Annotated in this window: 20 protein-coding genes and 1 pseudogene; 12 read left to right on the forward strand and 9 right to left on the reverse strand. The window is 65.9% G+C overall.

Annotated elements, in window-relative coordinates; all coding sequences use genetic code 11:
* Positions 1-21: 21 nt before the first annotated feature.
* Both MUK72_RS09225 and MUK72_RS09230 read right to left on the reverse strand, forming a co-directional pair.
* Positions 22-882 (reverse strand): annotated as a pseudogene (locus MUK72_RS09225) (type II secretion system F family protein); the annotation flags it as partial.
* Positions 879-3,005, reverse strand: a complete 2,127-nt coding sequence (locus MUK72_RS09230) for a type II/IV secretion system ATPase subunit (RefSeq protein ID WP_244699320.1) — start codon at positions 3,003-3,005, stop codon at positions 879-881. The pseudogene MUK72_RS09225 and the gene MUK72_RS09230, both read right to left, overlap by 4 nt.
* Before the next feature lie 87 nt (positions 3,006-3,092).
* On the opposite strand from MUK72_RS09230, the gene MUK72_RS09235 reads away from it, so the two are divergent.
* Together MUK72_RS09235 and MUK72_RS09240 are read left to right on the forward strand one after the other, a co-directional pair.
* Positions 3,093-4,322 (forward strand): inorganic phosphate transporter, encoded by a 1,230-nt coding sequence (locus MUK72_RS09235; protein WP_244699323.1) that lies wholly within the window; start codon positions 3,093-3,095, stop codon positions 4,320-4,322.
* Positions 4,323-4,479: 157 nt separating this feature from the next.
* Positions 4,480-5,391, forward strand: coding sequence for a hypothetical protein (locus MUK72_RS09240; protein WP_244699334.1), 912 nt, complete (start codon positions 4,480-4,482; stop codon positions 5,389-5,391).
* A gap of 117 nt (positions 5,392-5,508) precedes the next feature.
* Here MUK72_RS09240 and MUK72_RS09245 read toward each other — a convergent pair whose 3' ends face one another.
* The 4 genes from MUK72_RS09245 to MUK72_RS09260 form a co-directional block, all read right to left on the reverse strand.
* Positions 5,509-6,648, reverse strand: coding sequence for a pyridoxal phosphate-dependent aminotransferase (locus MUK72_RS09245; protein ID WP_244699344.1), 1,140 nt, complete (start codon positions 6,646-6,648; stop codon positions 5,509-5,511).
* Positions 6,645-7,133, reverse strand: a complete 489-nt coding sequence (locus tag MUK72_RS09250; protein ID WP_244699346.1) for an Lrp/AsnC family transcriptional regulator — start codon at positions 7,131-7,133, stop codon at positions 6,645-6,647. The genes MUK72_RS09245 and MUK72_RS09250 overlap by 4 nt, the downstream gene beginning before the upstream one ends.
* A 39-nt stretch (positions 7,134-7,172) precedes the next feature.
* Positions 7,173-8,759: a bacterio-opsin activator domain-containing protein gene (locus tag MUK72_RS09255; protein WP_244699348.1), complete on the reverse strand. Its 1,587-nt coding sequence runs from the start codon at positions 8,757-8,759 to the stop codon at positions 7,173-7,175.
* A gap of 92 nt (positions 8,760-8,851) precedes the next feature.
* Complete coding sequence (locus MUK72_RS09260) at positions 8,852-12,283, reverse strand: PAS domain S-box protein (RefSeq protein ID WP_244699350.1); 3,432 nt, start codon at positions 12,281-12,283, stop codon at positions 8,852-8,854.
* Between the two features lie 112 nt (positions 12,284-12,395).
* On the opposite strand from MUK72_RS09260, the gene MUK72_RS09265 reads away from it, so the two are divergent.
* The 3 genes from MUK72_RS09265 (at position 12,396) to MUK72_RS09275 (ending at position 15,919) form a co-directional block, all read left to right on the forward strand.
* Positions 12,396-12,962 carry a thioredoxin family protein gene (locus MUK72_RS09265; RefSeq protein WP_244699352.1) on the forward strand — a complete coding sequence of 189 codons (567 nt, stop codon included), beginning with the start codon at positions 12,396-12,398 and terminating at the stop codon, positions 12,960-12,962.
* 93 nt (positions 12,963-13,055) lie between these two features.
* A complete protein-coding gene (locus MUK72_RS09270; protein ID WP_244699354.1) occupies positions 13,056-14,702 on the forward strand; it encodes a long-chain fatty acid--CoA ligase in 1,647 nt (548 codons plus the stop codon).
* 68 nt (positions 14,703-14,770) lie between these two features.
* Positions 14,771-15,919, forward strand: coding sequence for an acyl-CoA dehydrogenase family protein (locus MUK72_RS09275; protein ID WP_244699363.1), 1,149 nt, complete (start codon positions 14,771-14,773; stop codon positions 15,917-15,919).
* A 15-nt stretch (positions 15,920-15,934) separates the two neighbouring features.
* Here MUK72_RS09275 and MUK72_RS09280 read toward each other — a convergent pair whose 3' ends face one another.
* Positions 15,935-17,131 (reverse strand): GNAT family N-acetyltransferase, encoded by a 1,197-nt coding sequence (locus MUK72_RS09280; RefSeq protein ID WP_244699365.1) that lies wholly within the window; start codon positions 17,129-17,131, stop codon positions 15,935-15,937.
* A 38-nt stretch (positions 17,132-17,169) separates the two neighbouring features.
* Positions 17,170-17,985, reverse strand: a complete 816-nt coding sequence (locus MUK72_RS09285) for an undecaprenyl-diphosphate phosphatase (RefSeq protein WP_244699367.1) — start codon at positions 17,983-17,985, stop codon at positions 17,170-17,172.
* Between the two features lie 111 nt (positions 17,986-18,096).
* Between MUK72_RS09285 and MUK72_RS09290 the strand changes: the two genes are divergently transcribed.
* From MUK72_RS09290 to MUK72_RS09320, 7 genes are all read left to right on the forward strand, one after another.
* The gene (locus tag MUK72_RS09290) at positions 18,097-19,665 is read left to right on the forward strand and encodes an O-antigen ligase family protein (RefSeq protein ID WP_244699369.1); all 1,569 of its coding nucleotides are present in this window, start codon (positions 18,097-18,099) and stop codon (positions 19,663-19,665) included.
* Between the two features lie 42 nt (positions 19,666-19,707).
* The gene (locus MUK72_RS09295; protein ID WP_244699378.1) at positions 19,708-20,880 is read left to right on the forward strand and encodes a thiolase C-terminal domain-containing protein; all 1,173 of its coding nucleotides are present in this window, start codon (positions 19,708-19,710) and stop codon (positions 20,878-20,880) included.
* Complete coding sequence (locus MUK72_RS09300) at positions 20,877-22,265, forward strand: zinc ribbon domain-containing protein (RefSeq protein WP_244699380.1); 1,389 nt, start codon at positions 20,877-20,879, stop codon at positions 22,263-22,265. The genes MUK72_RS09295 and MUK72_RS09300 overlap by 4 nt, the downstream gene beginning before the upstream one ends.
* A 110-nt stretch (positions 22,266-22,375) precedes the next feature.
* The gene (locus MUK72_RS09305) at positions 22,376-22,837 is read left to right on the forward strand and encodes a MaoC/PaaZ C-terminal domain-containing protein (protein ID WP_004052179.1); all 462 of its coding nucleotides are present in this window, start codon (positions 22,376-22,378) and stop codon (positions 22,835-22,837) included.
* Between the two features lie 149 nt (positions 22,838-22,986).
* Positions 22,987-23,802, forward strand: a complete 816-nt coding sequence (locus MUK72_RS09310; RefSeq protein ID WP_244699382.1) for a hypothetical protein — start codon at positions 22,987-22,989, stop codon at positions 23,800-23,802.
* A 153-nt stretch (positions 23,803-23,955) separates the two neighbouring features.
* Entirely contained in the window at positions 23,956-24,828 is an 873-nt protein-coding gene (locus tag MUK72_RS09315; RefSeq protein ID WP_244699384.1) for an amidohydrolase family protein, read from the forward strand.
* Between the two features lie 147 nt (positions 24,829-24,975).
* The gene (locus MUK72_RS09320) at positions 24,976-25,278 is read left to right on the forward strand and encodes a DUF2267 domain-containing protein (protein ID WP_244699386.1); all 303 of its coding nucleotides are present in this window, start codon (positions 24,976-24,978) and stop codon (positions 25,276-25,278) included.
* A 1-nt stretch (position 25,279) separates the two neighbouring features.
* On the opposite strand, the gene MUK72_RS09325 is transcribed toward MUK72_RS09320, so the two are convergent.
* Positions 25,280-25,939 (reverse strand): helix-turn-helix domain-containing protein, encoded by a 660-nt coding sequence (locus MUK72_RS09325; protein ID WP_004052183.1) that lies wholly within the window; start codon positions 25,937-25,939, stop codon positions 25,280-25,282.
* Positions 25,940-25,970 lie beyond the last annotated feature (31 nt).

The following is a 25,970-nucleotide window of genomic DNA, read 5'->3' on the forward strand; positions in this document are numbered from 1 at the left end:
TATAGTTTGTCTATACGATCATGATGTCTTCACGAGAATGATGATGAGGAGGAGCGGAAACACCGAGAGGGTGATATACATCTCGCCGAACAGTTCGAGCGTTTCGAGGACGAGCGACTGCTCCTGTTTGGTGGTGCGGAGATGTTTGTCCTTCTTGTCGTTCAGGAAGTCGGTCATGTCGCCACCGGAGTCGATGATCGAGAGCATGTCGGTCAGAAACTGACTCAACTCCTCGCTCGGCGTCCGAAGCGCCTGCTTTCTGATGGCGGTTCGGTAGTCGGTGTCGAAATACTCCGTCTCCAGATGGATGCTCTCGAACTCCGCGGCGACCGCACCGTAGGTGTCGTCGGCGTCGGCCATCGCCTCGAAGATCTCGAGCTGGTTCAGCCCGCCGATCGACAGCGCGTACATGAACGAGACCGAATCGGCGAGCAGCATGTTGATCTCGCGCTTTCGCGAATTCGCCCGGACGTAGGGCACGGCGACGAGCGTACCGAACCCGGCGACGAACCCGACCAGCCCACAGACCAGCCCCGAGAGCAGTACGAGCAGCGGGAGCTTCACCGCCTCGAAGACCGCGAGCGCCGGCCCGTGAAGCACCCGGAGATCGGTGAGTTTCGGCACCTCCGTCACGAACAGCTCGACGACCGCGTAGCCCGAGAGCGAGGCGAGCAGCCACAGCAGCCCACCGGCGATGACGCCGATCGCGAGCGCCCGCGAGAGATACATCTCGACCGTGTCGGCCATGCGCGCCGCGGCCAGCTTCCGCTGCACGTCATCGACGAAATCGCCGTCCTCGTCGAACAGATACCGATACAGCGGGTAGAAGCGATCGCCGAGCGTCCGCGTGTGCCCGCCGTAGCCGTCGGTGCCGTAGCTCATTTCGCGTCCTCGTTACCGGTCGCCGCCGATTCGCCGGCCCGTCCGCCGTCGGCGATGGCGGAGGCGAGATCCGGCGTCTCGTGGCCGGCGTACTCGTCGAACAGACGCTCGTCGGCCTCGTCGAGGATCGCCGCGGTGTGCTCGCGCAGCTCCTCGCTCGGGTCCGGCCGCGGCACCATCGCCTCCATCGCCGGGTCGGTGTCGATGTGGACGCTCTCCATCCCCCGGAGATCGTCGAGACTTTCCTCCAGACGGTCGTTGGCGATGAGCGTCAGGATCGCCTCCGGATCGTTGATGAACGCCTGCAGGGTGGCCGCAGCCTGCGTGTACGTGTTGAGGCCGCGATCGACGAGATAGGCGAGCACCACCTTCCGCTGGAACAGCTCCTCGGAGAGGCGCTCCTGGCTCCAGCCGCGGTCGAACTTGATCGATTCGAGCGTGTTCGACGTGCCGAGTTTCAGGTAGTCGTCGGTCTCGGCCTGCCACTGATAGACGTCCTGGACGTTGATCTCGTCGTTCTCGGCGTCGTAGTAGTTGATCTCGGTGAGCGCCTTGTTCCGACGGACTTTCTGCCCCTGTACGCGCGTTGCGGTCTGGATGCTCACGAGGTCGAGCGCCGTGAACATCGTCTTCGAGACGTTGATGGGGTCGGTCGTGAACCGTTTGATCACCTCGCCGACGTTGTCGGCGTGGAAGGTCGTGAGCGACGTGTGGCCCGTGCTCATGACCTGGAACAGCGTCCGCCCCTCCTCGCCACGGATCTCGCCCATCACGATGTATTCGGGCCGCTGGCGCAGCGCCGCCTCCAGGAGTTTGAACTCGTCGATATCGCCGGCCTCGTCGCCAGTGAACGAGGGGCGCGTCACCGAGGCAACCCAGTTGCGCTGGGGGATTTCGAGCTCTCTGGTGTCCTCAATCGAGACGATCTTCGCCTTGCTCGGGATGAACAGCGAGACGGCGTTCAAACTCGTCGTCTTGCCCGACGCCGTGCCGCCGGCGAAGAGCATCGACTTGTTGTTCTCGATGCAGAGCCAGATATACGCCATCTCTTCGAGCGAGAACGTATGCCAGTTGATAAGATCGACAGGAGTGAAGGGGACGTCCTTGAACTGGCGAATGGTGTAGTTCGTGCCGTGATCCGAGACCTCGTAGCCGAGCGTGAGCTGGGCGCGCGAACCGTCCGGCAGCGTGGCGTCGACCTGTGGCTGGCGTTTGGAGATCCCCTTGCCCGAGCGCTGGGCGAGCTTCACGACGAAATCGTCGAGATCCTGTTCGCCGTGGTGGACGTTGGTGATGAGCTGCTCGCGATCGGCGTGATAGACGAAGACGGGTGAGTCGTAGCCATCACACGAGATGTCCTCGACGTTGACGTCGTGTTTGATGCCGTCGATGCGCTCGTAGCCGATGAAATCGCGCTTGAGATAGTAGAGCAGCTTCTCGACCTGATACTCGGTGAGCGATTTCGCGTCCTCGTCGACCACCGCCGGCTCCGGCCGGGCGGCGATCCCCGACACCCCTCGTTCCGTCGGCGAGTCGTCCGGGTCGTCGCCGAACAGTCCCTTCAGTTTCGACATCAATCCTGAACGCCCCGCGCCGGCAATTGAGCCGTCGTAGAGGTCGTATCTGTCGAGCAAGCGCCCGGTCACGGCTTCGATGACGTCCGCGCGTTCGGCGTCGTCGTCCTGGATGGCGCTGTCCTCGCCCGAATACGTGATCGCGGTCTTCAGCTTCCCGGTGAGGAACTCCTTGAGCTCCGCCTCGATGGGGGTGAGATGTGGTTCGACGAGATAGTATTTCCCCTCGTTTTCGCGCGTCGAGTGGAAGATGACGACGAACGCGTAGGGTTCGTTGACCCAGTAGCGCGTCACCTCGCGGAAGTGACGTTTGCGCCCGGTCGACACGGTCTTTTCGAGATCGTAGCGGTTCGCGATCGTCGTCCGTCCGTCGGCCCCGGTGAAGAACGCGTCCTCGTCGTCGGGGCCCGTCGCGACGGTTCGGTCATCGACGACGCCCGCGAGGGCGGTCGCGGTGTCGATCGCGTCCGCGAGACGGCCGCGCACGTCGTCGCCAGCGTCGCCCGTGCCGTCGTCGTCCGTACTACCATCTGCACCACTATCCGACATTGGGAGTCGATGGCCGCGGTATCGCACAAAAACCCTCGGCCTGGCGAGAACGATACCGTTTACCCGACGCCAGAGCTAGTATCGGATATGAGTACGGTCCTTCTTCTCGTCGGTCTCGCGGTTGCAGTCTTCGTCGGCTTCAATATCGGCGGTTCCTCGACGGGCGTGGCGTTCGGGCCGGCGGTCGGCAGCCGTCTCGTCTCGAAGACGGGTGCAGCCGGGCTGTTCACGCTGTTCGCGCTCATCGGCGGCTGGACGGTCGGGCGCAACGTCGTGGCGACGTTGGGCGGCGATATCGTCCCGTCGAGCCAGTTCACGCTCGCCGCGAGCGTCGGCGTGCTCTTTTTCGTCGGACTCGCGCTGCTCATCTCCAACCTCTTCGGCGTCCCTGCCTCGACCTCGATGACCGCCGTCGGCGCGATCGCGGGGCTGGGGCTCGCGAGCGGCACGCTCGACTGGGAGGTGATGGGTCGGATCGTCTCGTGGTGGCTGGTCGCCCCCGTGCTCGCGTTCTGGGTCTGTGCGGTCATCGGCCGGTATCTCTACCCCTATCTCGACGCGTGGTTCGCCCTCGACAGGTCCGACGACGCCCTGTTCGAGATCGATCGATCGGGGGTCGTTCCGCTCCCGCGCCTCGCCGAGACGACCCGACCGAAGGAGGTGTTCTGGAGCGCCATCGTCCTCGCCATCAGCTGTTACATGGCCTTCTCCGCGGGCGCGTCGAACGTCGCCAACGCGGTCGCACCGCTGGTCGGTAACGGTTCGATCACGATCGACCAGGGCGTTTTGCTCGCCGTCGGTGCCATCGGCGTCGGCGCGTTCACGATCGCCCGGCGCACGCTCGACACGATCGGCAACGATCTCACCGACCTGCCGCTCCTGGCGTCGCTCATCGTCGCCAGCGTGAGCGCCTCGATCATCTCGGTGCTCTCACAGCTCGGCATCCCGGCGAGCCTCGCGGTCAGCGCGACGATGTGTATCGTCGGGCTCGGCTGGGGGCGCGCGACGCGGACGACGACGATCGCCGACGCCGCGTCGGCGGCCATCCAGGGAGAGGAGAGCGCGACGCTCTCGACGGGTGCGCTCGCCGCCGAGACACCCGGGAGGACGAGCAACGCCGGCACCGCCGACGGCCCAGGAGCGGGCGAGCGCGTCCGCCCGATCGGCGACGAGGAACCGACCGAGCTCACCTCGGAGGAACTGTTCGATCCCTCGGCCACGGGGCGAGTCGTCATGCTCTGGATCCTCACGCCATCGCTGTCGGCGATCGCCTCCTTCCTGCTCTTCGAGTTCCTCCCCGTCTACGGCGGGGCGTAGCCGACGCGGACACACGACTCGCGTTCCAGGCTGTCGACGATCCGTCGTGGGTGATGCCATCGTTCACGAGGGTCCGCCATCGCCCTCGATTATCATATTTCCGACATTTGACAGTCCGAGACCGGACGATTATATGCCGGTCACGTGTTGATGAGGCATGAAACGGTCAGTTGGTACTGTCCTCCTCGTGATGTTGGTGGTATCAGCCGGGTGTTCGAGTCTCGCCAGAAACGACGACGAATCGACCGCGACACCGACGGTCATCCGGGAATCGGAGACCCCGACGGAAACGATGGCGAACGCGACGACCGTCGGTTCGAGTGAAACGTCGACCACAGCGACGACAGCGACCGAAACGTCCGATACCACGACCGCACCGACGTCCTCAGCGACGGCAACACGAACTGCGACACCGACCGCGACGGCGGATGGACGATCGGACGTGCATACGATGAAAATCGAGGCCGTGGGCAACGGGACGTCGAGCTATACGATCTTCGGCGTGGGGGACGGTGCGACGACCGCAGCGGGTACCGAGAAAACGGACTCGGTCGTTGCGAACGACACGGCGACCTACGCCACGGGCATCACCGGGGAGCGGGCCGCAGACACCTATGATATCCGAACTGAAAGCGTCGGGCGGGTCGTGAACAACGGGACGGCAACGCTCAAGCTGTACATCGACGGAGAGTTGCAGGGAACGTACGAGCCGAACGGGAACGCGAGCCCATCGACCACTATGGCGGACGACGATGGCCCGACTCACAATCTCACGATACGAGCCATCGATGATGGGACGTCACAGTACGTCGCGAACGGTGTCGGCGAAAGTGCGTATCCCGCCCAGGACACCGAGCAGACGGATGCGATAGTGAACACGGAAAACGACGGGATTTTCCCGACGGCAAAGGGTATCACCGGCGATCACGCCAAGGACACGTACAGCGTCGAATGGCCGTATCTCGAAGGGTTCTCCAACGACGGCAACGCCACGCTACAGGTGTATATCGACGGAGAACTGAAAACGACGGTCGGACCGGGCGGGGTCGATTCGATGAACGGTCCGTAGAATCGAGAACGACAGACGGCCATTGGGGAGGGGGAGGGGAAGACAGCTGGATAATTCTCTCAGATGATATGTTCGAAGTTGACTGTTGCCGTAACGTACGGGGTCTGTGAACCGCGCTCAGTCGAGAAACCGCTCGATCCGGTCCATCGCCTCGCGTAACTCGTTCATCCCCGTGGCGTACGAGACGCGGAGATGACCCTCGCCGCCGGCACCGAACACGTCGCCGGGAACGACCGCCACGCCCTCGGCGTCGAGCAGCGCCTCGGCGAACGCCTCGGCGTCCTCCCAGGGGCTCTCGGGGAAGACGTAGAACGCGCCCTTGGCCGTGAAGCAGTCGATGCCCATCTCGTCGAACCGCGAGAGCACGAACCGACGGCGGCGGTCGTACTGGCTGCGCATCTCTCTCACCTGTGCCTCGCAGTTGTCGAGGGCGTCGATGGCAGCGTGCTGTGCCGTCGTTGGAGCCGACAGCATCGAATACTGGTGGACGCGGTTCATCGCCGTGATCGCCTCGGGCGGGGCGAGCGCGTAGCCGAGCCGGAGGCCGGTCATCGCGTAGGCCTTCGAGAAACCGTTGAAGACGACCGTGCGCTCGCGCATGCCCGGGAGGGTCGCGATCGAGGCGTGGTCGCCCTCGTACGTGAGATCGGCGTAGATCTCGTCGGCGAGCACAGTCAGATCGTGTTCGCGGGCGAAGGCGGCGATCGGTTCGAGATCGCGCTCGCTCATCGTCGCGCCCGTCGGGTTGTTCGGATAGCAGAAGACGAGCGCCTCGGCGTCCGCAGCTCCGTGTTCGCGGAGCGCATCCACCGTGAGTTCGAAATCGTCCGCCTCTCTGGTGGGGACCGGTACGGGCTCGCCGCCGGCGAAGGTCACGCCCGGCACGTACGAGACGTACGATGGTTGGGCGACCGCCACCCGATCGCCGGGATCGACGAACGCGCGGAAGGCGACGTCGATGGCCTCGCTCGCGCCGGCGGTCACGAGCACCTCCCCGTCGGGATCGTAGTCGAGATCGTAGCGCTCGCGCGAGCGCTCGGCGATGGCCTCCCTGAGTTCCATCATCCCACGGTTGGCGGTGTAGGAGGTCCGCCCCTGTTCGAGCGAGTCGATGGCCGCCTCGCGTGCGCTCCACGGCGCGGTGAAATCCGGCTCGCCGACGCCGAGCGAGATCACGTCGTCCATCTCCTCGGTGAGTTCGAAAAATCGCCGGATTCCGGAGGGTGGGACGCGCTCGACGCGCTCGGAGATCTTCATGGCGAGACCGAGAGCCGGTCGTCGTCCCCGTCACTACTGAACTCGATGCCGCGCTCCTTGTACGACTCCATCAGGTAGTGCGTCACCGTCTGGGTGATCTCGGGCACGGGTGCGACCTTCTCGGAGACGAACCGGGAGACCTCGCCCATCGAATCCGCTTCCACGGTCAGGGAGAAGTCGTATTCGCCGCTCACGAGCCTGAGTGATTGGATTTCGGGAAAGCCGACGAGTCGTGCGGCGATGTCGTCGTAGCCCGTCTCGCGATCGAGCGTGACGTTACACTCGACCAGCGCGCGCACCGGCTCCTCGTCCGTTCGTCGCCAGTCGACGACCGCCTGATAGCCCTTGAGGACGCCCTCGTCTTCGAGGTTCTCGATGCGCTCGGCGACCTCGCTCTCGTCGACCCCGAGCATGCGCGCGAGATCGGCGGTCGTATAGCGCGCGTTCTCACGGAGCAAGGAGAGCAGTTCCGCGCGGATGTCCATACAGCGACGCCAGCGCCATGGGACAAAAGCGTTCCGTCGCTACTCCTCGCCGAGGAAGGCGACGAGCAGCTGCTGTTGGGCCTTCCGGAGGTGGTTGTGCAGCGTCGGCGAGGAGACGCCCATCGAGTCGGCGATCTCCTCGGCGGTCGATCGGCGCGGCCACTCGTAGTAGCCCGCGAAATACGCCGCCCGCAGCGCCGCCCGCTGTTTGTCGGTGAGGCGCTCGTCGACCGCCTGCCGGGCGGTCGAATCGTCCGACCGATCGACGGTGTGTTTCGAGAGCAGCTCCGACCCCGGATGGGCGTGCTCGAACGCGGTGATCATCGTCCGCACGTCGGTTTCGGGAGCGACCGCGACGACCATCGTTCCGTCGCCGTCCTCGACGAGCCACTCGTCGATCGTGCCGCCGGCATCGACGATGCTGTTGACCGGCGACTCCCGCGTCGCGATCTCGAAGACGCCGCCCTCGTCATGGCTGCTGACGAGTCGGCAGTCCTCGACGACCGGCGACTCCCGGGCGAGCTCGCGCACGCGATCGGGATCGGCACCCTCGACGGTGACGTACTGGAGGACGACCCCGTCGGCGGCCGGCACCACCCCGTCGACGAGATACCGACAGTCGAGACGGCGCGTCAGCGTCGTCGGAAATGCCGCCTCGTCGACGACCCGGAGTTCGAGCACGAGCGCCGTGTCCGACAGCAGCAGCTTCGTGTTCTGCGCGGCGTCGATGGCGAAGCCGGCCACCTCGCCGAGCACGGCGAAGCCGGCGCGCTCGCGCTCCGAGAAGGCGTCGGGCCGCGTCGCCGCGACCACGAGCACACCGTAGACCACCTCGTTGTACGAGAGCGGGACGGCCGCCACCGGTCCCGTCGTCTCGCCGTCCGTCTGCCACGGGCCCCCACCGTTCTCGAAGACTTCCACGACGTCCGTCTCGGGCAGTTCAGTGGGCAGTCGCGCCGTACCGCCGTCCGTAGCCGCGATCTCGACGGCATCAGTGTCGACGCCGGCACCGCTCCGGACGGTGAACTCGCCGCCGGCGTCGCGCTCTGCGATCCACGCGAACTCGTACAGCTCGGCGGCCGCGATGCGCTCACAGACCGTGGCCGCGATCTCCTCGCGCGTCGCCGCTGCCACCAGCCCACGGACGATGTCCTGGATGACGGCGTTGATGCGATCGAGCGTCGCCAGTTCGTCGCGCTGGCTTTCGAGGCGGCGCTCGGCACGGCGCTGGGCGACCGCGTTCTCGATCCGGTTGGCGAGCACCGTGTACTGATCGAGCCCGCCACCCTTCTGGAGGTAGTCGGTGACACCGGCCGAGATGGCTTCGCTCGCCACGTCCTCGCTGCCCTCGCCAGTCGAGAGAACGAAGGGGAGGTTCGGATACTCCTCGCGCACCCGTTCGAGCAGCACAAGCCCATCCATCCCCGGCATGCGGTAGTCGCTGACGACGCAGTCGACGCGTGCCTCGTCGAGATGTGACAGCGCCGCCGCGCCGCTCGTCTCGGTGTGGACGACGAACCCCTCACCCGCGCGTTCGAGCGCCGTCGCTGCCAGCTCGACGACCTGGCGCTCGTCGTCGACGAAGAGCACGCGAATCTCGTCCTCACCATCCATCCGTCCGGTCACGGTCTGCGATACAACAGTAGGGCCACAAACAAAAAAAACAGTATGCCGACAAACCGATAGTTTCATCGCCATCGCTGCGCCGTCAGTAGCCGTCACCCGTCGTCCACGGTACGGACATCGAAACGAGCACCGTCGGCCGCATCGGTGGCCGAGACCGTCCAGCCGTGTGCGTCGGCGATTCTCCGGACGATCATCAGTCCCAGTCCGGTGCCTGACTCGCTGGTCGAGTAGCCGTGCTCGAAGATCCGCTCACCCTCGCCATCGGGAATGCCGGGGCCGTCGTCGGCGACGAAGAAGCCCGTCTCGGTCGTGCCGGCGGTGACGTGGACATCGTTGCCGGCGTGATCGATCGCGTTGCGAAAGAGGTTCCCGAACAGCCGCGTCAGCCTGTCGGGATCGCCCGCGACCGTCCCCGAGAGCTCGACGTCGATCGTCGCGTCCGCGCCGTCGACCGTCCGCCACGCCCGCTCGGCCGTGCTCGCGAGTTCGACGGGTTCGGGATCGTCGATGACCCGTCCCTGACGGGCCAGTGTGAGCACGTCCTCGATGAGCGTGTCCATCCGGTCGAGAGCCCACAGCGCCGCGTCGTGATGCTCCGAGTGGTGATCGGCCTCGGCGAGTTCGAGTCGGCCGCGTGCGACGCCCATCGGGTTGCGGAGGTCGTGCGAGATGACGCTCGCGAACCCGTCCAACAGCTCGTTCTGGCGTTCGAGATCGCGCTCGCGGCGTTTCTGATCGGTGATGTCGGTGTAGATGGCGTAGCCGCCGTTGCGCCCGCCGGGTTCGAGCGGAGCGATATGCACCAGGAAATCGCGCACGCCGTCGGCCGTCAGCCGGCGGACGGTCGTCTGGCGGCTCTCGCCGTCGGCGAGCGCCGCGTCGATCGGCTCGATCGCTGGCTCGCGATCCGACGGAACGATGTAGTCGCCGGCGTTCTCGTCCTTGATCTCCGCCGCGCTGTAGCCGAACACCGTCTCGAAGCGCTCGTTCACCCGTCTGGTGATCGGTTCGCCGTCGACCAGTTCGTAGCGCAGCGCCGCGTCGGGCACGTTCTCGAACAGCGCCGTGAGGCGATCGCGCTCGACGACGAGTTCGCGCTCGCGTTCGGCGCGTTCGAGCGCCGCCTCGGTGTTCGCCGCGAGCAGTTTCGCCAGCGAGACGTCGCGATCGTCGAACACGCCCGATTCGGTCGCACCGACGGTCAACACCCCGTGGTCGGCGAGCGGCAACAGCAGCTCGCTTCTGATCGGAGTGTTCGGGTTGTGAGCGCCTGAGGCGCGGTCGACGCGGTCGTACTGCTGCATTGCGCCGGACTCGAAGACCGACCACGCGAGGCTCTCGTCGCCGGCGAAGGTCGGTAGCGCGTCGAACAGCTCCGTACCGGCCTCGGAGATCGCTACCGGCCGAAGTTCGCCCGCCTCGTGGAGCCAGATACCGTTCAACTCCATGTCGAGCACGTCGGCAGCGGTTTCGACGGCGACGTCGGCGACCTCGTGCCGCGTCGTGGCCGTCATCATCTCACGGCTGGCGTCGTGGAGCGCTTCGAGCAGTCGCTCGTGGCGCTTGTGTGCCGTGATGTCGCGGACGACGCCGACGGTGCCCGCAAAGCCGGCGTCGCTCTCCAACACCGTGAGCTGAATCTCACACGGGATGAAGTCGCCGTCGGCGGTGCGGACGGTCGCATCGTAGGAATCGCTGACGGCGTTGGCACCGTCGGCGAGCAGCCGCTGGATCACCGACCGGCCGAGTGCAATGTCGTCCTCATCGAGCAGCATCGAGACGGGTTCGCCGAGGAGTTCTTCGCGAGCGTAGCCCGTCTCCGTGACGAGGGTGTCGTTGACTGTCCTAAATCGCCCGTCGGCGTCGAGCGTGTAGATCATGTCGCCGGCAGCGTCGAGCATCCGGCCGTACCGGCGCAGTCGCTCCTCGCGTTCGAGGCGGTCGAGCGCCGCCGTCGCGTTCGCCGCGAGCACGCGCGCGAGTCTGACGGTGCTGTCGTCGAACGACTCGTCGGGCGAGGCGACGGTGATCGTGCCGTGGTCGCCGAGCGGGAGGTAGAGCCGATGACGTAGCGGAATACCGTCGTCGGGTGCGTTCGCCTCGCCGACGACGATGGCCTCGCCGGCACGGAACGCTCGCCACGGGAACCCCTCGCCGCGCGCGTAGCGCGGCCGCTCGCCGAGACGCTCACGCGTTGCATCGGTCACGGAAACAGGATCGAGGCTGTCACGCTCGTCGTCGTGCAGGCGCACCACGGCGATCGGAAAGCCGAGGATCTCCTCGATCGTCGTCGTGACGGCGTCGGCGATCCCGTCGTCGTCCCTGGCGGCCACGAACTGCCGTGTCGCCTCGTGAAGCGCCCCGATTGCCCGCTCGCGGCGGCGCTGCTCGACGACGTTGCGCCCGACGCCGACGATGCCGTAGCCGTCGCCCAGGGGAACGCGCGCACCGCTGAACTGGTGGGGGATCGTCTCGCCGGCGTTCGTCACGAGCGCCGATTCGACGACGGCGCTCTCGCCCGTTCGCAGGATTTCCTGCATGCGCTCGCCGATGCGGTCGTGGTCCGCATCGGGGACGAATTCGGGATAGTCCGTTTCGGCGATCGTCGCGTCGTCGTAGCCGACGACGGACGCGAACTCCTCGTTCCAGCGAACCATCGTGCCGTCGGGATCGAGAACATAGGCTGGGTCCGGTAGCGCCTCGAAGAAACCGTCGGTGATGGCGCGTTCCCGGTCGCGGTCGCGTTCGGTCCGCGTCGAGCGCTCCCTGAACACGCCATGGAGGAGCGTACGATCGTCCATCTCGACGGTGCGTGCTCTGAGATCAACAGGTATCGTCTCGCCGGCGGCGGTCTCGATCAGCACCGCCGAGCCGTCGCCGAACCGGGCAGCGTCGATGCTCGACGACGCGGCATGCTGTTCGAACAGGTCGCGATAGCGCTCCCGCTGGCCGGTGGGGTGGAGCACCGTCTGATCCATGCCGACGAGCTCCTCGCGCGGGCGGTCGAACAGCGTCGCAGCGACGTCGTTCGTCTCGACGATCCGCCCCGTCTCGGCGTCGGCGATCACCACCGCGTCCGGCGTGGCGTCGATGAGCGAGCGGTAGAGCCGTTCGGATTCGGCGAGCGCGCGCTCGGCACGGTAGCTCTCGACGGCATTGGTGATGCTGTTGGCGAGCAGTTCGTACCGTTCGCTGCCCGTCCCCTTCCGGAGGTAGTCGGTGACGCCGGCAGAGATGGCCTCGCTCGCGACCCCCTCGCCGCCCTCGCCGGTGAAGAGGATGAATGGGAGGTTCGGATGGCGCTCGCGTATTCGATCGAGCAGCGCGAGCCCGTCCAGCCCCGGCATGCGGTAGTCGCTGACGATACAATCGATCTCCGCCCCTTCGATGCGGTCGAGCGCCGCTTCGGCATCCGTCTCAGTCGCGACTGTCAGCCTGTCGTCGATCCGTTCGAGAGAGGTGCTGGCGAGGTCGGCGACCGCCGGTTCGTCGTCGACCATCAGCACCGACATCGCCTCTGACATCCTCGTTGTGCTCGAATGCCGCCGGAGCGAGAAAAACCTGTCTCGGATCACGCTCCAATGGTGGCGTCGTGTGGTTCGTCGAACCTTTAGCCCTCGCGGTCGTGCGGCCCGCATGGTTCTCGAAGAGTCCACGCGCGAACTCGAACGCGGCGACACGGCCCCCGATTTCGAACTGCCCGGTGCGGACGGCGAAACGCACACGCTCGACGACTTCGACGAATATCGGGCACTGCTCGTCGTCTTCACCTGTAACCACTGTCCCTACGCACAGGCGAAGATGGAGACGCTCAACGAACTCACCGCCCTCTACGACGACGTCGCCGTCGTCGGCATCAATCCGAACGACGCCGAGGAGTATCCCGACGACTCCTTCGAGCGAATGCAGGAGCTCGTCGCCGACGGCACCGTCGACTACGACGCGTACCTGCGCGACGAATCCCAGGACGTGGCACGGGCCTACGGCGCGGTCTGCACACCCGATCCGTTCCTCTTTCGCAACGGCGATGCGGGCTTCGAACTCGCCTACCACGGTCGTTTCGACGACGCTCACGGCCCCGACCAGCGGCCGTCGGGCGAGGCAGGCTTCGAGATGGCCGGAGCGATCGAATCGGTGCTCGGCGGCGTCCCCGTCGACCAGCAGTTCCGCCCCTCGCGCGGCTGTTCGATAAAGTGGCGCTGAACTCTCTGGCTCGCTTCAATTTCCTTCATTTTGGAAACACGTGACGTGCTACCGTGGGGAAGAATCATTACCGAGCGGTCGTACTGTGAACGTATGCCAGGAGGCACCGACCAGACCCTGCGACCGTTCCTGTGGCGCGCCGAGCGCATGTACCCCGACGTCGAGATCGTCTCGCGCACCCATGACGGCATCGAACGCTACGACTATGCCGAATTCGGCGGGCGCGTCGCCCGATTGGCGAACGCCCTCGACGAGGCCGGAATCAGTGATGACGCACGCGTGGGGACCTTTTGTTGGAACCATCACCGCCACTTCGAGACGTACTTCGGCGTGCCGGATTCCGGCCGGCAGCTCCACACGATCAACCCGCTGCTGCCGGACGAACACATCCAGTTCATCGTCGAGAACGCGAGCGACGAGCTCCTGTTCGTCGATCCGTCTCTCCTGGAGAAACTCGCCGGCGCGGCTGATCCCGATGCGTTCGACTCGGTGCGGCAATTCGTCGTGATGGGCGAGACGGTACCGGAAACGGACCTCGACGCGACCGATTACGAGTCGTTCATCGCGGGGCGGAGCGACGAGTACGATTGGCCGACGCTCTCCGAGGATCGGCCGGCCGGGATGTGTTACACCTCGGGCACCACCGGCAAGCCGAAGGGCGTCGAGTATACTCAGCAGATGCTCTGGTCGCACACGATGGCGACCATCACGCCCCAAGGGTTGGGCCTCGACGACACCGACGTGGTGATGCCGGTCGTCCCGATGTTCCACGTCAACGCCTGGGGGATGCCCTTCACGGCGACCGCGGCGGGCGCGAAACACGTCTATCCCGGCCCATCGCCCGATCCCGCCGATCTCGCTCACCTCATCGAGGAGGAAGGCGTCACGATCACGGCGGGCGTCCCCACGGTATGGCTGGGACTGCTCGAATACATGACCGACAACGAGGTCGATCTCTCCTCGCTCGAACAGGTCATCATCGGCGGGAGCGCCGCACCAGAATCCGTAGTCCGACGGTTCGACGAACTGGGCGTGGACGTGCTTCACGCATGGGGGATGACCGAGATGAGCCCCATCGGTTCGGTCGCACGGCTCAAGGACGGGATGGACGAGTGGGACGACACCGATCGCTACGCCAAGCGCGCCAAACAGGGACTGATGGTGCCCGGACTGGAGTTCAAAGTCATCGACGAGGGTGGCGATGAGGTCGACTGGGACGGCGAGGAGTTCGGCGAGCTCTGGGTCCGCGGGCCGTGGGTCACGACCGAATACTTCGAGCGACCCGAGGCGAACGCCGAGGACTTCGAGGACGGCTGGCTCAAGACCGGCGACGTGGTGAGCGTCGATCCCGACGGCTACATCGAGATCGTCGATCGCGCGAAGGACGTCATCAAGTCCGGCGGCGAGTGGATCTCCAGCGTCGAACTCGAAAACGCGCTGATGGCCCACGACGACGTGAATGAGGCGACAGTGGTGGGGGTGCCCCACGAGAAGTGGCAGGAGCGTCCCGTCGCCTTCGTCGTCGCCGGCGAGGAGCGCGATTCGCTGAAGGACGAACTGATCGATCTCGTCGCCGAGGACTACCCGAAGTGGTGGGTGCCAGACGACGTGCTGTTCATCGACGAAGTGCCGAAGACCGCCACCGGGAAGTTCTCGAAGAAGGACCTTCGCGAGGAGTATTCGGACGAATCGCTGGTCGCGGGCAAGGCACCGGAGGAGGCCGCGCCCGAGAGCGACTGACCGACAACTCGCCGTGACTCGTTGCCGGTTTACACGAGTTATTTGCGTCGCGCTCCCGTCGTGTGGACATGGAGCTACTGGACGAGTCGATCGTTCCCGAACACGCTCACGAGGTCAAACAGGACGCTCGCGAGTTCGCCAACGAACACATCGCCCCGAACGCCGAGGAGTACTTCCGGACGGGCGAGTATCCCTGGGAGATCCTCGAAGCCGGACAGGAGGCGGGGCTGGTCGCTCAGGACATCAACGAGGAACTCGGCGGGCGCGACCTCGATCTGGAGCAGATGCTCGCCATCGGCGAGGAGTTCTACAGGGCTGACGCGGGCATCGCACTCACGCTCCAGCTGGCGAGTTTCGGCGCGGAGATCGTCGAGAAATACGGCAACGAGGATCAACACGAGGAGTATCTCCGGCCGGTCGCCGAGTGCGAGCAGATAACGGGTTTGGCGGTCTCGGAACCCCAGACCGGCAGCGACCTCGCCGGGATGCAGACCACCGCCGAGAAGGACGGCGACGAGTGGGTGCTGAACGGCGAGAAATACTGGGTCGGCAACGCCGTCGAGGGCGACTGGCTCACCGTCTACGCCAAGAGCGGCGATTCCGACGACCGCTACTCGAACTACTCGATGTTCATCGTTCCGACGGACGCGCCGGGCTACGAGGCCGAGCATATCCCCGAGAAGATGGGCTTTCGCGCCTCCAAACAGGGTCACATCTTCTTCGAGGACTGCCGGATCCCCGAGGCAAACCTCATCGGCAACGAGGGCACCGGCTTCTACATGCTCGCCGAGTTCTTCAACCACGGTCGCGTCGTCGTCGGCGGACATGGACTCGGACTCGCCGCGGCGGCCATCGAGGAGGCCTGGGAGTTCGTCCACGACCGCGACGCGTTCAACCGCGAGATCAGCGAGTTTCAGGCCGTCCAGCACGATCTCTCGGACATGCTCATCGAGTTCGAGAGCGCTCGCGCGCTCAACTGGCGCGCCGCCGAGAAGGTCGCCAATCAGGACAACGCGGGCTACTGGGCCGCTCTCGCCAAGGCGAACTCGACGGAAGCGGCCGTCGACTGTGCCGAGACCGGCATGCAGCTCCACGGCGGACGCTCGGTGCTGACCGAGAACCGCATCGCGCGTGTCTACCGCGACTGCCGGGTGCCCGTCATCTACGAGGGTGCGAACGCCGTCCAGCGCAACCTGATCTACAGCCAGCGCCAGTAGGTAACTACTCCCGGCTCAGAAGTCTTCACTGAGAACTACGTCTCGTGGCGGGAACATCGTAGCGAGACGTGCCGCCACCTCATCTGATTCGACGGTGAGATCGCCAGCCATCCTCGCGTGTTCGACTGAGAAATGGCCGACGAACAGCTGTGAGAGCGTCGTGATCGCGATGCGTGCATCCGGTGGTTCGTCCACGCGGGTGCAAGTCGCCACGCCGTCCCGCACCGCGAGCGCGAACGAGTCATCATTCCACGCGGCGGTCGGGTCCTCGACCGAGAGAACGACGCGTCCCTCGGCAGCGGTGGGATAGTCGAGAGCAGCGAGCGCACGCTCGACGTCGACGATGCGGACCATCCCGCCGGGAACCAGTTCGCAGTCGACGGCACGGGGATCGTCGGCGAGATCGGCCAGCGGCCAGTCGGCTCGGCCACGGATGCGGACGCGCTCGACCTGTGAATCGTGGTAGAACAGGAATCGCAGGAGATCGAGGAATGCCGCGTTGTCGATCGCGTTGCACTCTTCGACCCGCATCGTGCGCCCGTCGTCGGCGTCGATGTGGTACACGACGTATCCTCGGAGGTCGCCATCGCGCTCGACGCCGTAGATGTAGGGATCGTTCTCGCGACCGGTGAAGACCCGATCGCGCCACCACTCCTCGCTGCGGCGCATCCAGAGCGAGACGCCCTCGCCGGCGGCCGCGAGCACCGGATTCATCGTTTCGAAATCGTCGGCGTCGAGTCGCCGAAACTCCCCGTCGCGTTCGGTTTCGGCCGCGAAGGCGAGCGCCTCCGGATCGCACTCGTAGATCGTGGTGGTGCCGGCCTGTGCCCAGCCGTACTGCCGGTAGAAGGCGTACTCGAACGGCCAGAGCGCCGAGAGATACTGACCGCGCTCGCGATACTCGGCGAGCGATTCCCTGAGAAGCCGTGCGATCAGTCCCTGTCGGCGGTTCTCCGGTGGAGTTGCGACACCCGCGAGCCCCGCCAGCGGATGCTCGCCGCCGCGCACCGTGGTCGTGAACCAGTGATGAGTACCGGTACAGAGCAGTTCCTCGCCGTCGAAGAGACCGCGGCGCGCGCCGAGTGTCGCCCGTCGCGGAAGCTCGTCGACGCTCTCGACGGGCTCCGTCGGTTCGGCAGGACTGAAGGCGTACTGCTGGATCGCCCGAAACTCGTCGATCCGGTCGTCGGGCACCGGGCGGTAGGTGGGCATGGGATGCCTGCGATCCGGACGGTGAAATAGCCACTCGATCAGACGAGGAAGACGCCACCGCCGATCACCGCGAGTGCGCCGAGGCCGACACAGATCAGCCAGAACGAGACGCGCTCGACCAGTCGCATCAGCGCGTCGATGGTGAGGTAGCCGACGATCGCGCTCGTCGCGAGCGCAACGGCGGCCATCGCGGGCGAGATCGCCGGGATCCCGTCGCTGAGTGTCGTGATCGCCCCCGCGCCGAGCGCTGCCGGGATCGAGAGCAGGAAGGAGAGCCGGAACGACGACGGACCGTCGTGGCCCCGGAGGAGAAGGGCACTCGCGGTCGTTCCCGACCGGGAGACGCCCGGCAGGATCGCCAATCCCTGGAGTCCGCCGACGAGCACCGCATCGACGAGGTCCGGCGTTCCGCGCCGTCCGCCACGGCCCTCGACCCCGCGCTGGACCAGACCCGTCACGATCAGCAGGGCACCGATGAGCGCGACGAACGCCCCGCCCGCGAGCTGGCTGACGACCTCTTCGAGCACCACGTATGCGGGCAGTCCGATCACGCCGGTCGCGAGCGTGGCGACGACCAGAAAGGTGAGTTCGGAGCGATCGCGGTCGAACGCCCGATCGGGTCGCCAGTTTGGAATCTCGCCGAGCAGGGCCGCGACCTCGTCGCGGTAGTAGGCGAGCGCCGAGAGCGCGGTGCCGGCATGAAGAAAGAGCGACAGTTGGACGGCGACCGCCGGCGAGACGTTTTCGACCACCGTCAGATACAGCGTGATGTTCCCCTCGCTCGATATCGGCAGCCACTCGAAGATACCCTGCAGGATTCCGACGATGAGCGACAGCGCGACCGAGGGGTCCATGTTCGACCGGCCACGGGCCCCGGATAAAGGCGGTTCGATCGTCGCCGCGACATCACTCCAAAAACCGATAGATGTATGTGGGGATGCGACCTATATTGTCAGAGTACAGACGTGAGTGGACATCTCGCCGAGCGATTCGGGACGGCGGACAACGCCCTGGCGGTCGGCGAAAGCGAAGTACGGACCTACGTGTGGACGGCACTACTGCTGACCACACTAATCGCCGTCTGCGTGCCCGTGGTCGCCGCGGCAAGCGGTCTCCCGACCCCGGTGCTCGTCGTCGTCGCCGGTCTCTGCTATCTCGCGGTCGTGTTCGCGAGCGGACATGACCTCGCGGGGCTCGCGAGCGCCGCCATCGTCCTCACACTATTTGACATCTCCACGACGCTCGTCGAGGGTCCCGGCATCGCGTTGATCGACGTGATGGCCGCCGACGTCGTCACCGTCCCGCTGCTGTTCGTCCTCCTCTACGAGTTTCTCGACGACCGACCGTCGGTGGGGTTCAACGGGCGGTCGATCGCGACGTTCGGGCTGATCGCGTTCGTCGTCTGGGCGTTCGTCGCCGGCCTCGTCGCCAACGGGGGCTCGTCGGGGGCCGGTGTCATGTACGCCATCGAGCAGTTGCGCAATCTCGTCGTGTTCGCCGTCGCCGCGCTGATCGTCCACCGATCGGACATCCGCTGTGTCGTCTACCCGTTTCTCATCGCCGTCGCGGGCAACCTGCTGCTCTCGCTCGCACAGATCGTCAACGAGGGAATGCTCGGCTTCCCGTTCCTCGGCGAGCCGCCCGACCGCTATCTGCGCTCGTTCGTGCTCGGCTCGTTCGAGATCGCGACCGGCTTCTACGCGGGCGGGTTCGTCGGCCACGGCCGCGAACTGGTGATGGTGTTGTTGCTCGCGCTCCCGCTCGCGGTCGCCGTCGCGATCCGGCGTGCGTGGCTCTCGCCGTTCGTCGCGGCCGCGGCCGTCGTTTCGGTGCTCTCGATCCGCGTCGCCGATACGGACGCCGGCTGGGCGACGCTTATCCTGCTCGGACTCGGTTTCGGCGCATGTCTCACTCTCTGGCTGCTCGTCACCGCGAAGCGACGCCATTCGATCGCCGTGACGGCGTCCGCCAGCGTCGTCGCGATCGCCATCTGGGGGGTCATCGCCCGCGTGCTGTTGTTCGTCCTCCAATCGGGTGACGGCGACACGTCGATCTTCCGCACCGATACGCTCGCGATACGGATCGAGGAGTACGTCACGGCGATCCAGCTCGCGGTCAAATATCCGCTGTTCGGCATCGGTGGGAAGAACTTCTACGTGTTCTCGGAGCGCTATGGGCTGCCGGCGGATCTCGGCGTCCACAACACCATCCTGTCGAACCTCGCCGCGACGGGGTTCGTCGGCGGTGGCTTCTATCTCCTCGCCGCTCTCGCCGTGGCGTTCGTCGCTTTCCGGCTGATCGTGAGCACTGACGGCATCGAGCGCCTGCTGTGGATCGCCATGCTCTGTTCGATGGCCACCTTCCACGCCTACTCCTCGTGGATGGCGGCCTACCACTGGACGGTCGGCAACGCGGCGTTCTGGCTGCTCGCCGGCGCGACGATCGGCGCGGCGAGTCGCCGATACCGTGGCTGGCCGACGAACGCCGGGGTGGAAGAGGACGAACTGTCGACGACGGGTCGCGTCCAGGGCTGACCCCACCGAGCGGTTTTACCGATCCGCGGCGATACCGTTCGCATGCGCGATGCATACGTCGTCGGTGCGGGCCAGTCGCCGTTCGGCTCGTTCCCGGACGCGACCTACCGCTCGCTGTTCGAGACGGCCTTCGAGCGCGCGCTCGACAGCACCAACGGGGCGTTCGATCCCGGCCGCATCGACGAAGCCTTCCTCGGAACGCTCGGCGTCGGCGGCCGTCAAATCGGCCTGAGCGCGCCGGCCGTCACCGAACACGTCGGCCTTCACACGACTCCGACGACACGCGTCGAGAACGCCTGTGCGGCCGGCGGCTACGCGTTCCGGTCGGCGGTCACGGCCGTGCAGTCGGGCCGGGCCGACGTCGCCCTCGCGGGCGGCTACGAGGTGATGACCGACACGAGCGCCGACCAGACCCGGTGGTGGCTCGGCGTGAGCGGCGACACCGAGTACGAGCGCCTCAGCGGGACGACGTTCGCTGGTGTGTACGCCCAGATGGCGAACGCTTACTTCCACGAGTACGACGCGGAGCCGGAGGCGCTCGCACGGGTCGCGGTCAAGAATCACGCCAACGGGGCCGAAAACCCGAACGCACACCTCGGATTCGCCTGTTCGATGGACGATGCAACGAACGCGCCGCCGGTGGCCGAGCCCCTCAACCGCTATCACTGCTGTCCGATCTCCGACGGGGCGAGCGCCGTGCTGGTCGTCTCGGAGGACGTCGCCGAAGAGTTCGCACCCGTTCGCGTCGCGGGCGTCGGTGCGGCGAGCGGTCGTGTCGGCCTGTTCGAGCGTGACACCCTCACCTCGATCCCGGCGAGCGCGGCTGCCGCCGAGCGTGCCTACGAGCGCGCCGGCATCGGCCCAGGAGACGTCGATGTCGCCGAGGTCCACGACTGCTTCGCCATCGCCGAACTGCTGGCCTACGAGGATCTCGGCTTCTGCGAGCGCGGCGAGGCAGGGATACTCCTCGACGACGGACGAACCGATCCCGACGGCGAACTGCCCGTCAACACCTCTGGCGGGCTGAAATCGAAGGGACATCCGATCGGTGCGACCGGTACCGGACAGCTCGTCGAGCTGTTCGAGCAGCTGCAGGGCACCGCGCACGTCCAGGTCGATTCGCCCGAGATCGGCCTCGCCCACAACGTCGGCGGGAGCGGCGGCGGGGCCACGGTGACGGTTCTCGAACGCACGGACGTGGGAGGAGCGCGATGAGGGGAATCGACGCCGCCGCGGTCTCCCTCCCGCAATATCGACTCGCCGGTGAGGCGGTCGAAGAGGCATGGGGCCGAAGCCCGCACCGAGAGATGGTGGTGCCCGGAGCCGACGAGGACGCGTTCACGATGGGAATCGCGGCGGCCGAGCGGCTGTTCGAGACGAATGCCGAGCGCGAGGCGATTGAACACGTCGCCCTCGCGAGCACGACGCCACCGCTCGACGAAGGGCTGTTCGCGCCACGACTCGGACGCGCGCTCGGGCTGGAACGGAACGTGGAAACGAGCGAGCACACGGGAAGCACGCTCGCCGGTGCCGAGGCGCTCTCGCGCGCGATCGACGCGGATGGACGGGCGCTTGTGGTCGTGTCGGACTGCCCCGCCGGCGATCCGGCCGACGGGTGGGGAGCCGGCGCGGTCGCGCTCCTCGTCGCCGACGACGCCGCTGTCGGGGTCCCCGAACGGGCATGGCACACCGACGAGTATCCGGGACTCCGTTATCGCGAGAGCGGCTCGGAGAATGTAGAGTCGATCGGCGTCACCACCTACGAGCGGGACGCGATCCGCGAATGCGTGGCCGGGGCCGCCGCAGGGATCGACGATATCGAGCGCGTTGCGCACGCCGCGCTCCACCAGCCCGACGCGCGGATGCCGAGTCGTATCGCGGGCGACCTCCCGATCGACGACGAGGCGATCGAGCGCGGGACCGTCGTCGATCGGGTGGGCGATGCCGGCGCGGCCACCGTCTTCTTGGGACTGGCTCGCGCGCTCGGGGTTGCCGACGCGGACGACCGGACGCTCGCGGGCGCGTTCGGCAGCGGCGGCGCGGGAGCGGCGTTCGTCCTCGATGGCGGCCTCGACATCGCGGGGCTCGCTGATGGAGAGATTCCCAGTGGCGAGCGGATTTCGTACACGAACGCCCTCCGCAAGCGCGGCGTGCTCGACGAGGAAGAGGTCGCTGGCGGCGGCGCACGCGTCAGCCTCCCGACGTGGCGCGAGAGTCTCGACCAGCGCTACCGACTCCGCGCCGGGCGCTGTCCCGACTGCGAAACGGTGGCGTTCCCGCCGGAAGGTGCCTGTCCGAACTGCGGCTCACGGGCGGCGTTCGAGCCGTACGACCTGCCGCGCGTCGGCGTCGTGAAGGCGCGAACGGTCGTCGGACAGGGCGGCGCACCACCCGAATTCGCCGCCCAGCAGCGCCGTGACGGAGCTTACGGGGTCGTCGTGGTCGGTTTCGAGGGGATCGACGCGACGCTGCCGGCACAGCTCACCGACTGCGATCCCGAATCGGTGGCGATCGGCGACGAGCTCCGGGCGGTCGTCCGTCGGATCTACGAGCAGGAGGGGATCGCGCGCTACGGCGTGAAGTTCGTCCCGACCGAATAGTCGCGGCGGCGTCGGGAGTGTGGTCGGAACGAAAGCGAGGATGTGATCGAAGGAGGCAATTGCGGGATATCAGCAGTGGGTTTCATATACCACACCGTCGATGATTGGATATGCCATACAGTTACGAACCACACTACTTCGAGGATCTCGACGTGGGTCAGCGCTTCGAGAGCGCCGGCCGAACGGTCACGGAGACGGATTTCGCCCTCCACTCGATGTTCACCGGCGACTGGACCGAACTCCACACCAACAAGGAGTATTCCGAAGACGGACCGTTCGGCGAACGCATCGCCCAAGGACCGATGACGTTCATCCTCTCCACAGGGCTGTTCCAGCGCACGGGGATCGTCGAGCGGACCGTGGTGGCGTTCCTGGGAATGAACTACATGGACCTCCCCAATGCGATAGGGATCGGGGAGACGATCAGTTGCGAGTTCGAGATCGGTGAGAAACGTGACCTGGAGAGTCGCGACGACGCCGGCCTCGTCGTCGTCGATGTCGTGACCACCAACCACGAGGGAGAGGTAAAGTTGGAGGGAGATATGAAATTCCTGTTCAAGAACAAAGAGTGAGCGTCAGCACCCATTGGAATCGGGGCCAGGCACTCGCAGACGAACCGTCCGCGAGAGTATCGCTGTTTCTTGCGGAATGAATCCTGATTTTTCTGCATTCTCGATGCAGAAAGAGGAACCTTCATGTACTGTATGAACGGATCAGTGCTATGCAACGACGTCGAGTCCTGACTGGTCTCATAGCGGGTGCCTCGCTCCTCGCCGGCTGCAGTAGTACCGATGGTAGCGGCGGCAACACCGCTCAATCCGCAAACGGTTCCGACACGACGGCGGGCAACGAGTCGACTGCGACGACGGTCGCGACCACGATGACCGAAACCGCACGGGAGACCGCCACTCGGACGCGCACTCGGACGCAAACCCGGACTGCTACTGCCACTCCCACCCCGACCGAGACGGCGACAGCCCGGCCCACGTCAGCAACCACGGCTGCCGAAACGGCAGCGATGGCCACGACCATGCAGTCGATGCAGATGGACCTCTCGGATCGCGAAACCTACAGCAGTGACTCCTACCCGTACACGATCGAATATCCGACCGAGTGGCGAGTCGACGAAACCGATCCCACGGAGGTTTCCTTCACGAGTCCGGCCACACCCGGCGAGCTCACCATCTACATCAGCGAGGATGCGCCGTCGTCGGTGACGCTCGAACAGGCGACGGACCAGTTCCTGAGCGGCTATCAGCAGTCCGCCGGGGAAAGCGATCTGGAGCACGAAACGCTCGACCGGCGAGAGGTCACGCTCCCGAACGAGTACGATGCCATCTATCTCGATCTGCGACTCAGCTCGGCCGACGTCGCCATGCGCATTCGACAGAACGCGGTTCTCACGCTCGTCGGTGATACCCTCTATACCGCCGCGATCACCCTCCCGGAGCCGGCGTACTCCTCGTCGGTCGACCAGCAGACGGAGGAGATGCTGCTGTCGCTGACGGTCAGTGAGGAAGCGTCGATCTCGGTGTGAGAACTCTGTTCGGCATCGCATGACCCGATTGTCGGGATCGGGACTGTCGACGACACGGAGCAGATACCGAGATCGGTGACGGTTCCGCAGGTCATTGCTCCGATCGTCCACCGCCACACAGCTATTTATCCGGCGGCTACGAGACACGTGAACATGGCCGCCATCGACCTGCTCGACGAGCCACGCGCCATCGACACTCACGCCCACCAGCCGACCGCGGAGTTCCTCCACGACGCCGGCGGCGAGATGATGCGCGACGCGGCCGGCAAATTCGGCACCGAACTCGAAACGTGGGGCTACGAGGAGATGCGCGAGGAGTACCACGCGGCCGGCATCCGCCACGCCGTTCTTCTGGGGTGGGATGCCGAAACGAACACGGGCAATCCACCCGTTGAAAACGACTACGTCGCCGAAGTCCGTGACGACTACCCCGACTTCTTCACCGGGTTCGCGAGCGTCGATCCGCTCAAGGACGACTGCGTCGCGGAGGCCGAGCGCGCGATCGAGGAGCTCGACCTCTCTGGGTTCAAGTTCCAGCAGATCGCCCAGGGGTTCGATCCGAGCGCACCGGAGCACGACGAGCTCTGGGCGACGATCGAGGATCTCGGCGTTCCGGTCGTCTTCCACGGCGGCAACTCGACGCTCGGGGCCGGCGCGCCGGGCGGGCGCGGGCTGCGGGTCCGCCACGGCAACCCGCTGCTCGTCGACGACGTGGCCGCGCGCTTTCCGGACATGCAGATCCTGCTCGCCCATCCGGCCTTCCCCTGGGAGAAAGAACAGCTTGCCATCTGCCAGCAGAAGGGCAACGTCTACATGGATCTCTCGGGCTGGCTCCCCAAGTACATCGACGAGCAGGTGCTCCAGTACGCCGGCTCGCTGCTCCGCGACAAGGTGATGTTCGGCACCGACTACCCGATGATCCGCCCCGAGGCGTGGCTCGAATCGTTCGCCGAGCACACCGACTTCTCCGAGGAAACCCAGCGCAAGCTCCTCTGGGAGAACGCCGAGGCCTTCCTCGGGCTCTGAACGAGGGAAAAAACCGTCGCTTGCAGGCAGTACGCCGAACTGCGCCGCGGGTGACGAGCCGGCATGGACGACGAGCAGTTCTTCGCCGACGTGGAATCGCGCGCCGACCTCGACTCGCGCGAGTAGACGGTCGCGGTAGCCGAATCGGTGTTCGACGTGCTCGGCGAGCGACTCGACACGACAGACGCGCTTGCGGACGAGCTCACGGGGAACCTCGCGGCGGCACTCGACGGTGCCGGCCAGGAAGCTGCCGGGTTCACGCCCGAGGAGTTCGTCGACTGGGTGCGCGAGGCCGTACGCGAGAAAACGACCGACGTCGACGTCGACCGAGCACGGCTCCACACCCAGGCCGTCTTCGAGAGCCTCGCGCAGTCGGTCGACGGCACGACCTGGAACGACGTTCGGGGCCAGCTCCCCGACGAGTATGAGCGCCTCTATCGGGCGGGCTAGTTCACTCGTCCGAGCGCGTGCCCATCAGAATCGTGTCCTCGGCCAGCACCCGCTGAGCGCGGCGCAGCCGCTCGGAAAGTGCCTGATGGGAGATGCCGAGCTCGTCGGCGAGCGTGGTGACATCGGTTTCGCGCGGCACCGAGAAGTAGCCCTGCTCGGTCGCCAGCCGGAGCGCTTCGTACTGTTTTTTCGTGAGGCCGTGCCGGCCGACCGGGTTGCCGTCCATCTCGCGGATGGTCTCGACCTCGAAGGTGAGGCCGTTCTCGTCACAGAACTCGTAGGTCTCGGAGAGCGATTCGCGGGTCGGATAGAGAACGCGGAGATACCACCAGCCGTCGGCTCCGTAGGCGTCGAGGATCGTCGCCTCCACGCCGGTAAGCATCTGGAGAACGAGCTGGATGTCGCCGATCCACTCCATCCGATAGAGCGATTCGGTGTCGAGATCGCTCAGCAGCGTCGGATCGTCGACGCTCGGGTCGTCGGCGAGCGCCGCCTCGTAGCTCTCGGTGTGAGCACCGCGGAGCCAGACCAGCGGCATGACGACGTCGTCACCGGTCTCGACGATGCGCTCGATCTCGCACTCGATGTCGGGTTCTGCTGTGAGTGTCTCGTAGAGCGCGAACTCGCCGGCCGGTACGCGTCCCTTGACGACTGTCGCCATCGATACACGGGTTACCGGGAGCAAACGGATA

It is taken from the genome of Halococcus dombrowskii (assembly GCF_022870485.1).
In the GTDB taxonomy this organism is placed as follows: domain Archaea; phylum Halobacteriota; class Halobacteria; order Halobacteriales; family Halococcaceae; genus Halococcus; species Halococcus morrhuae.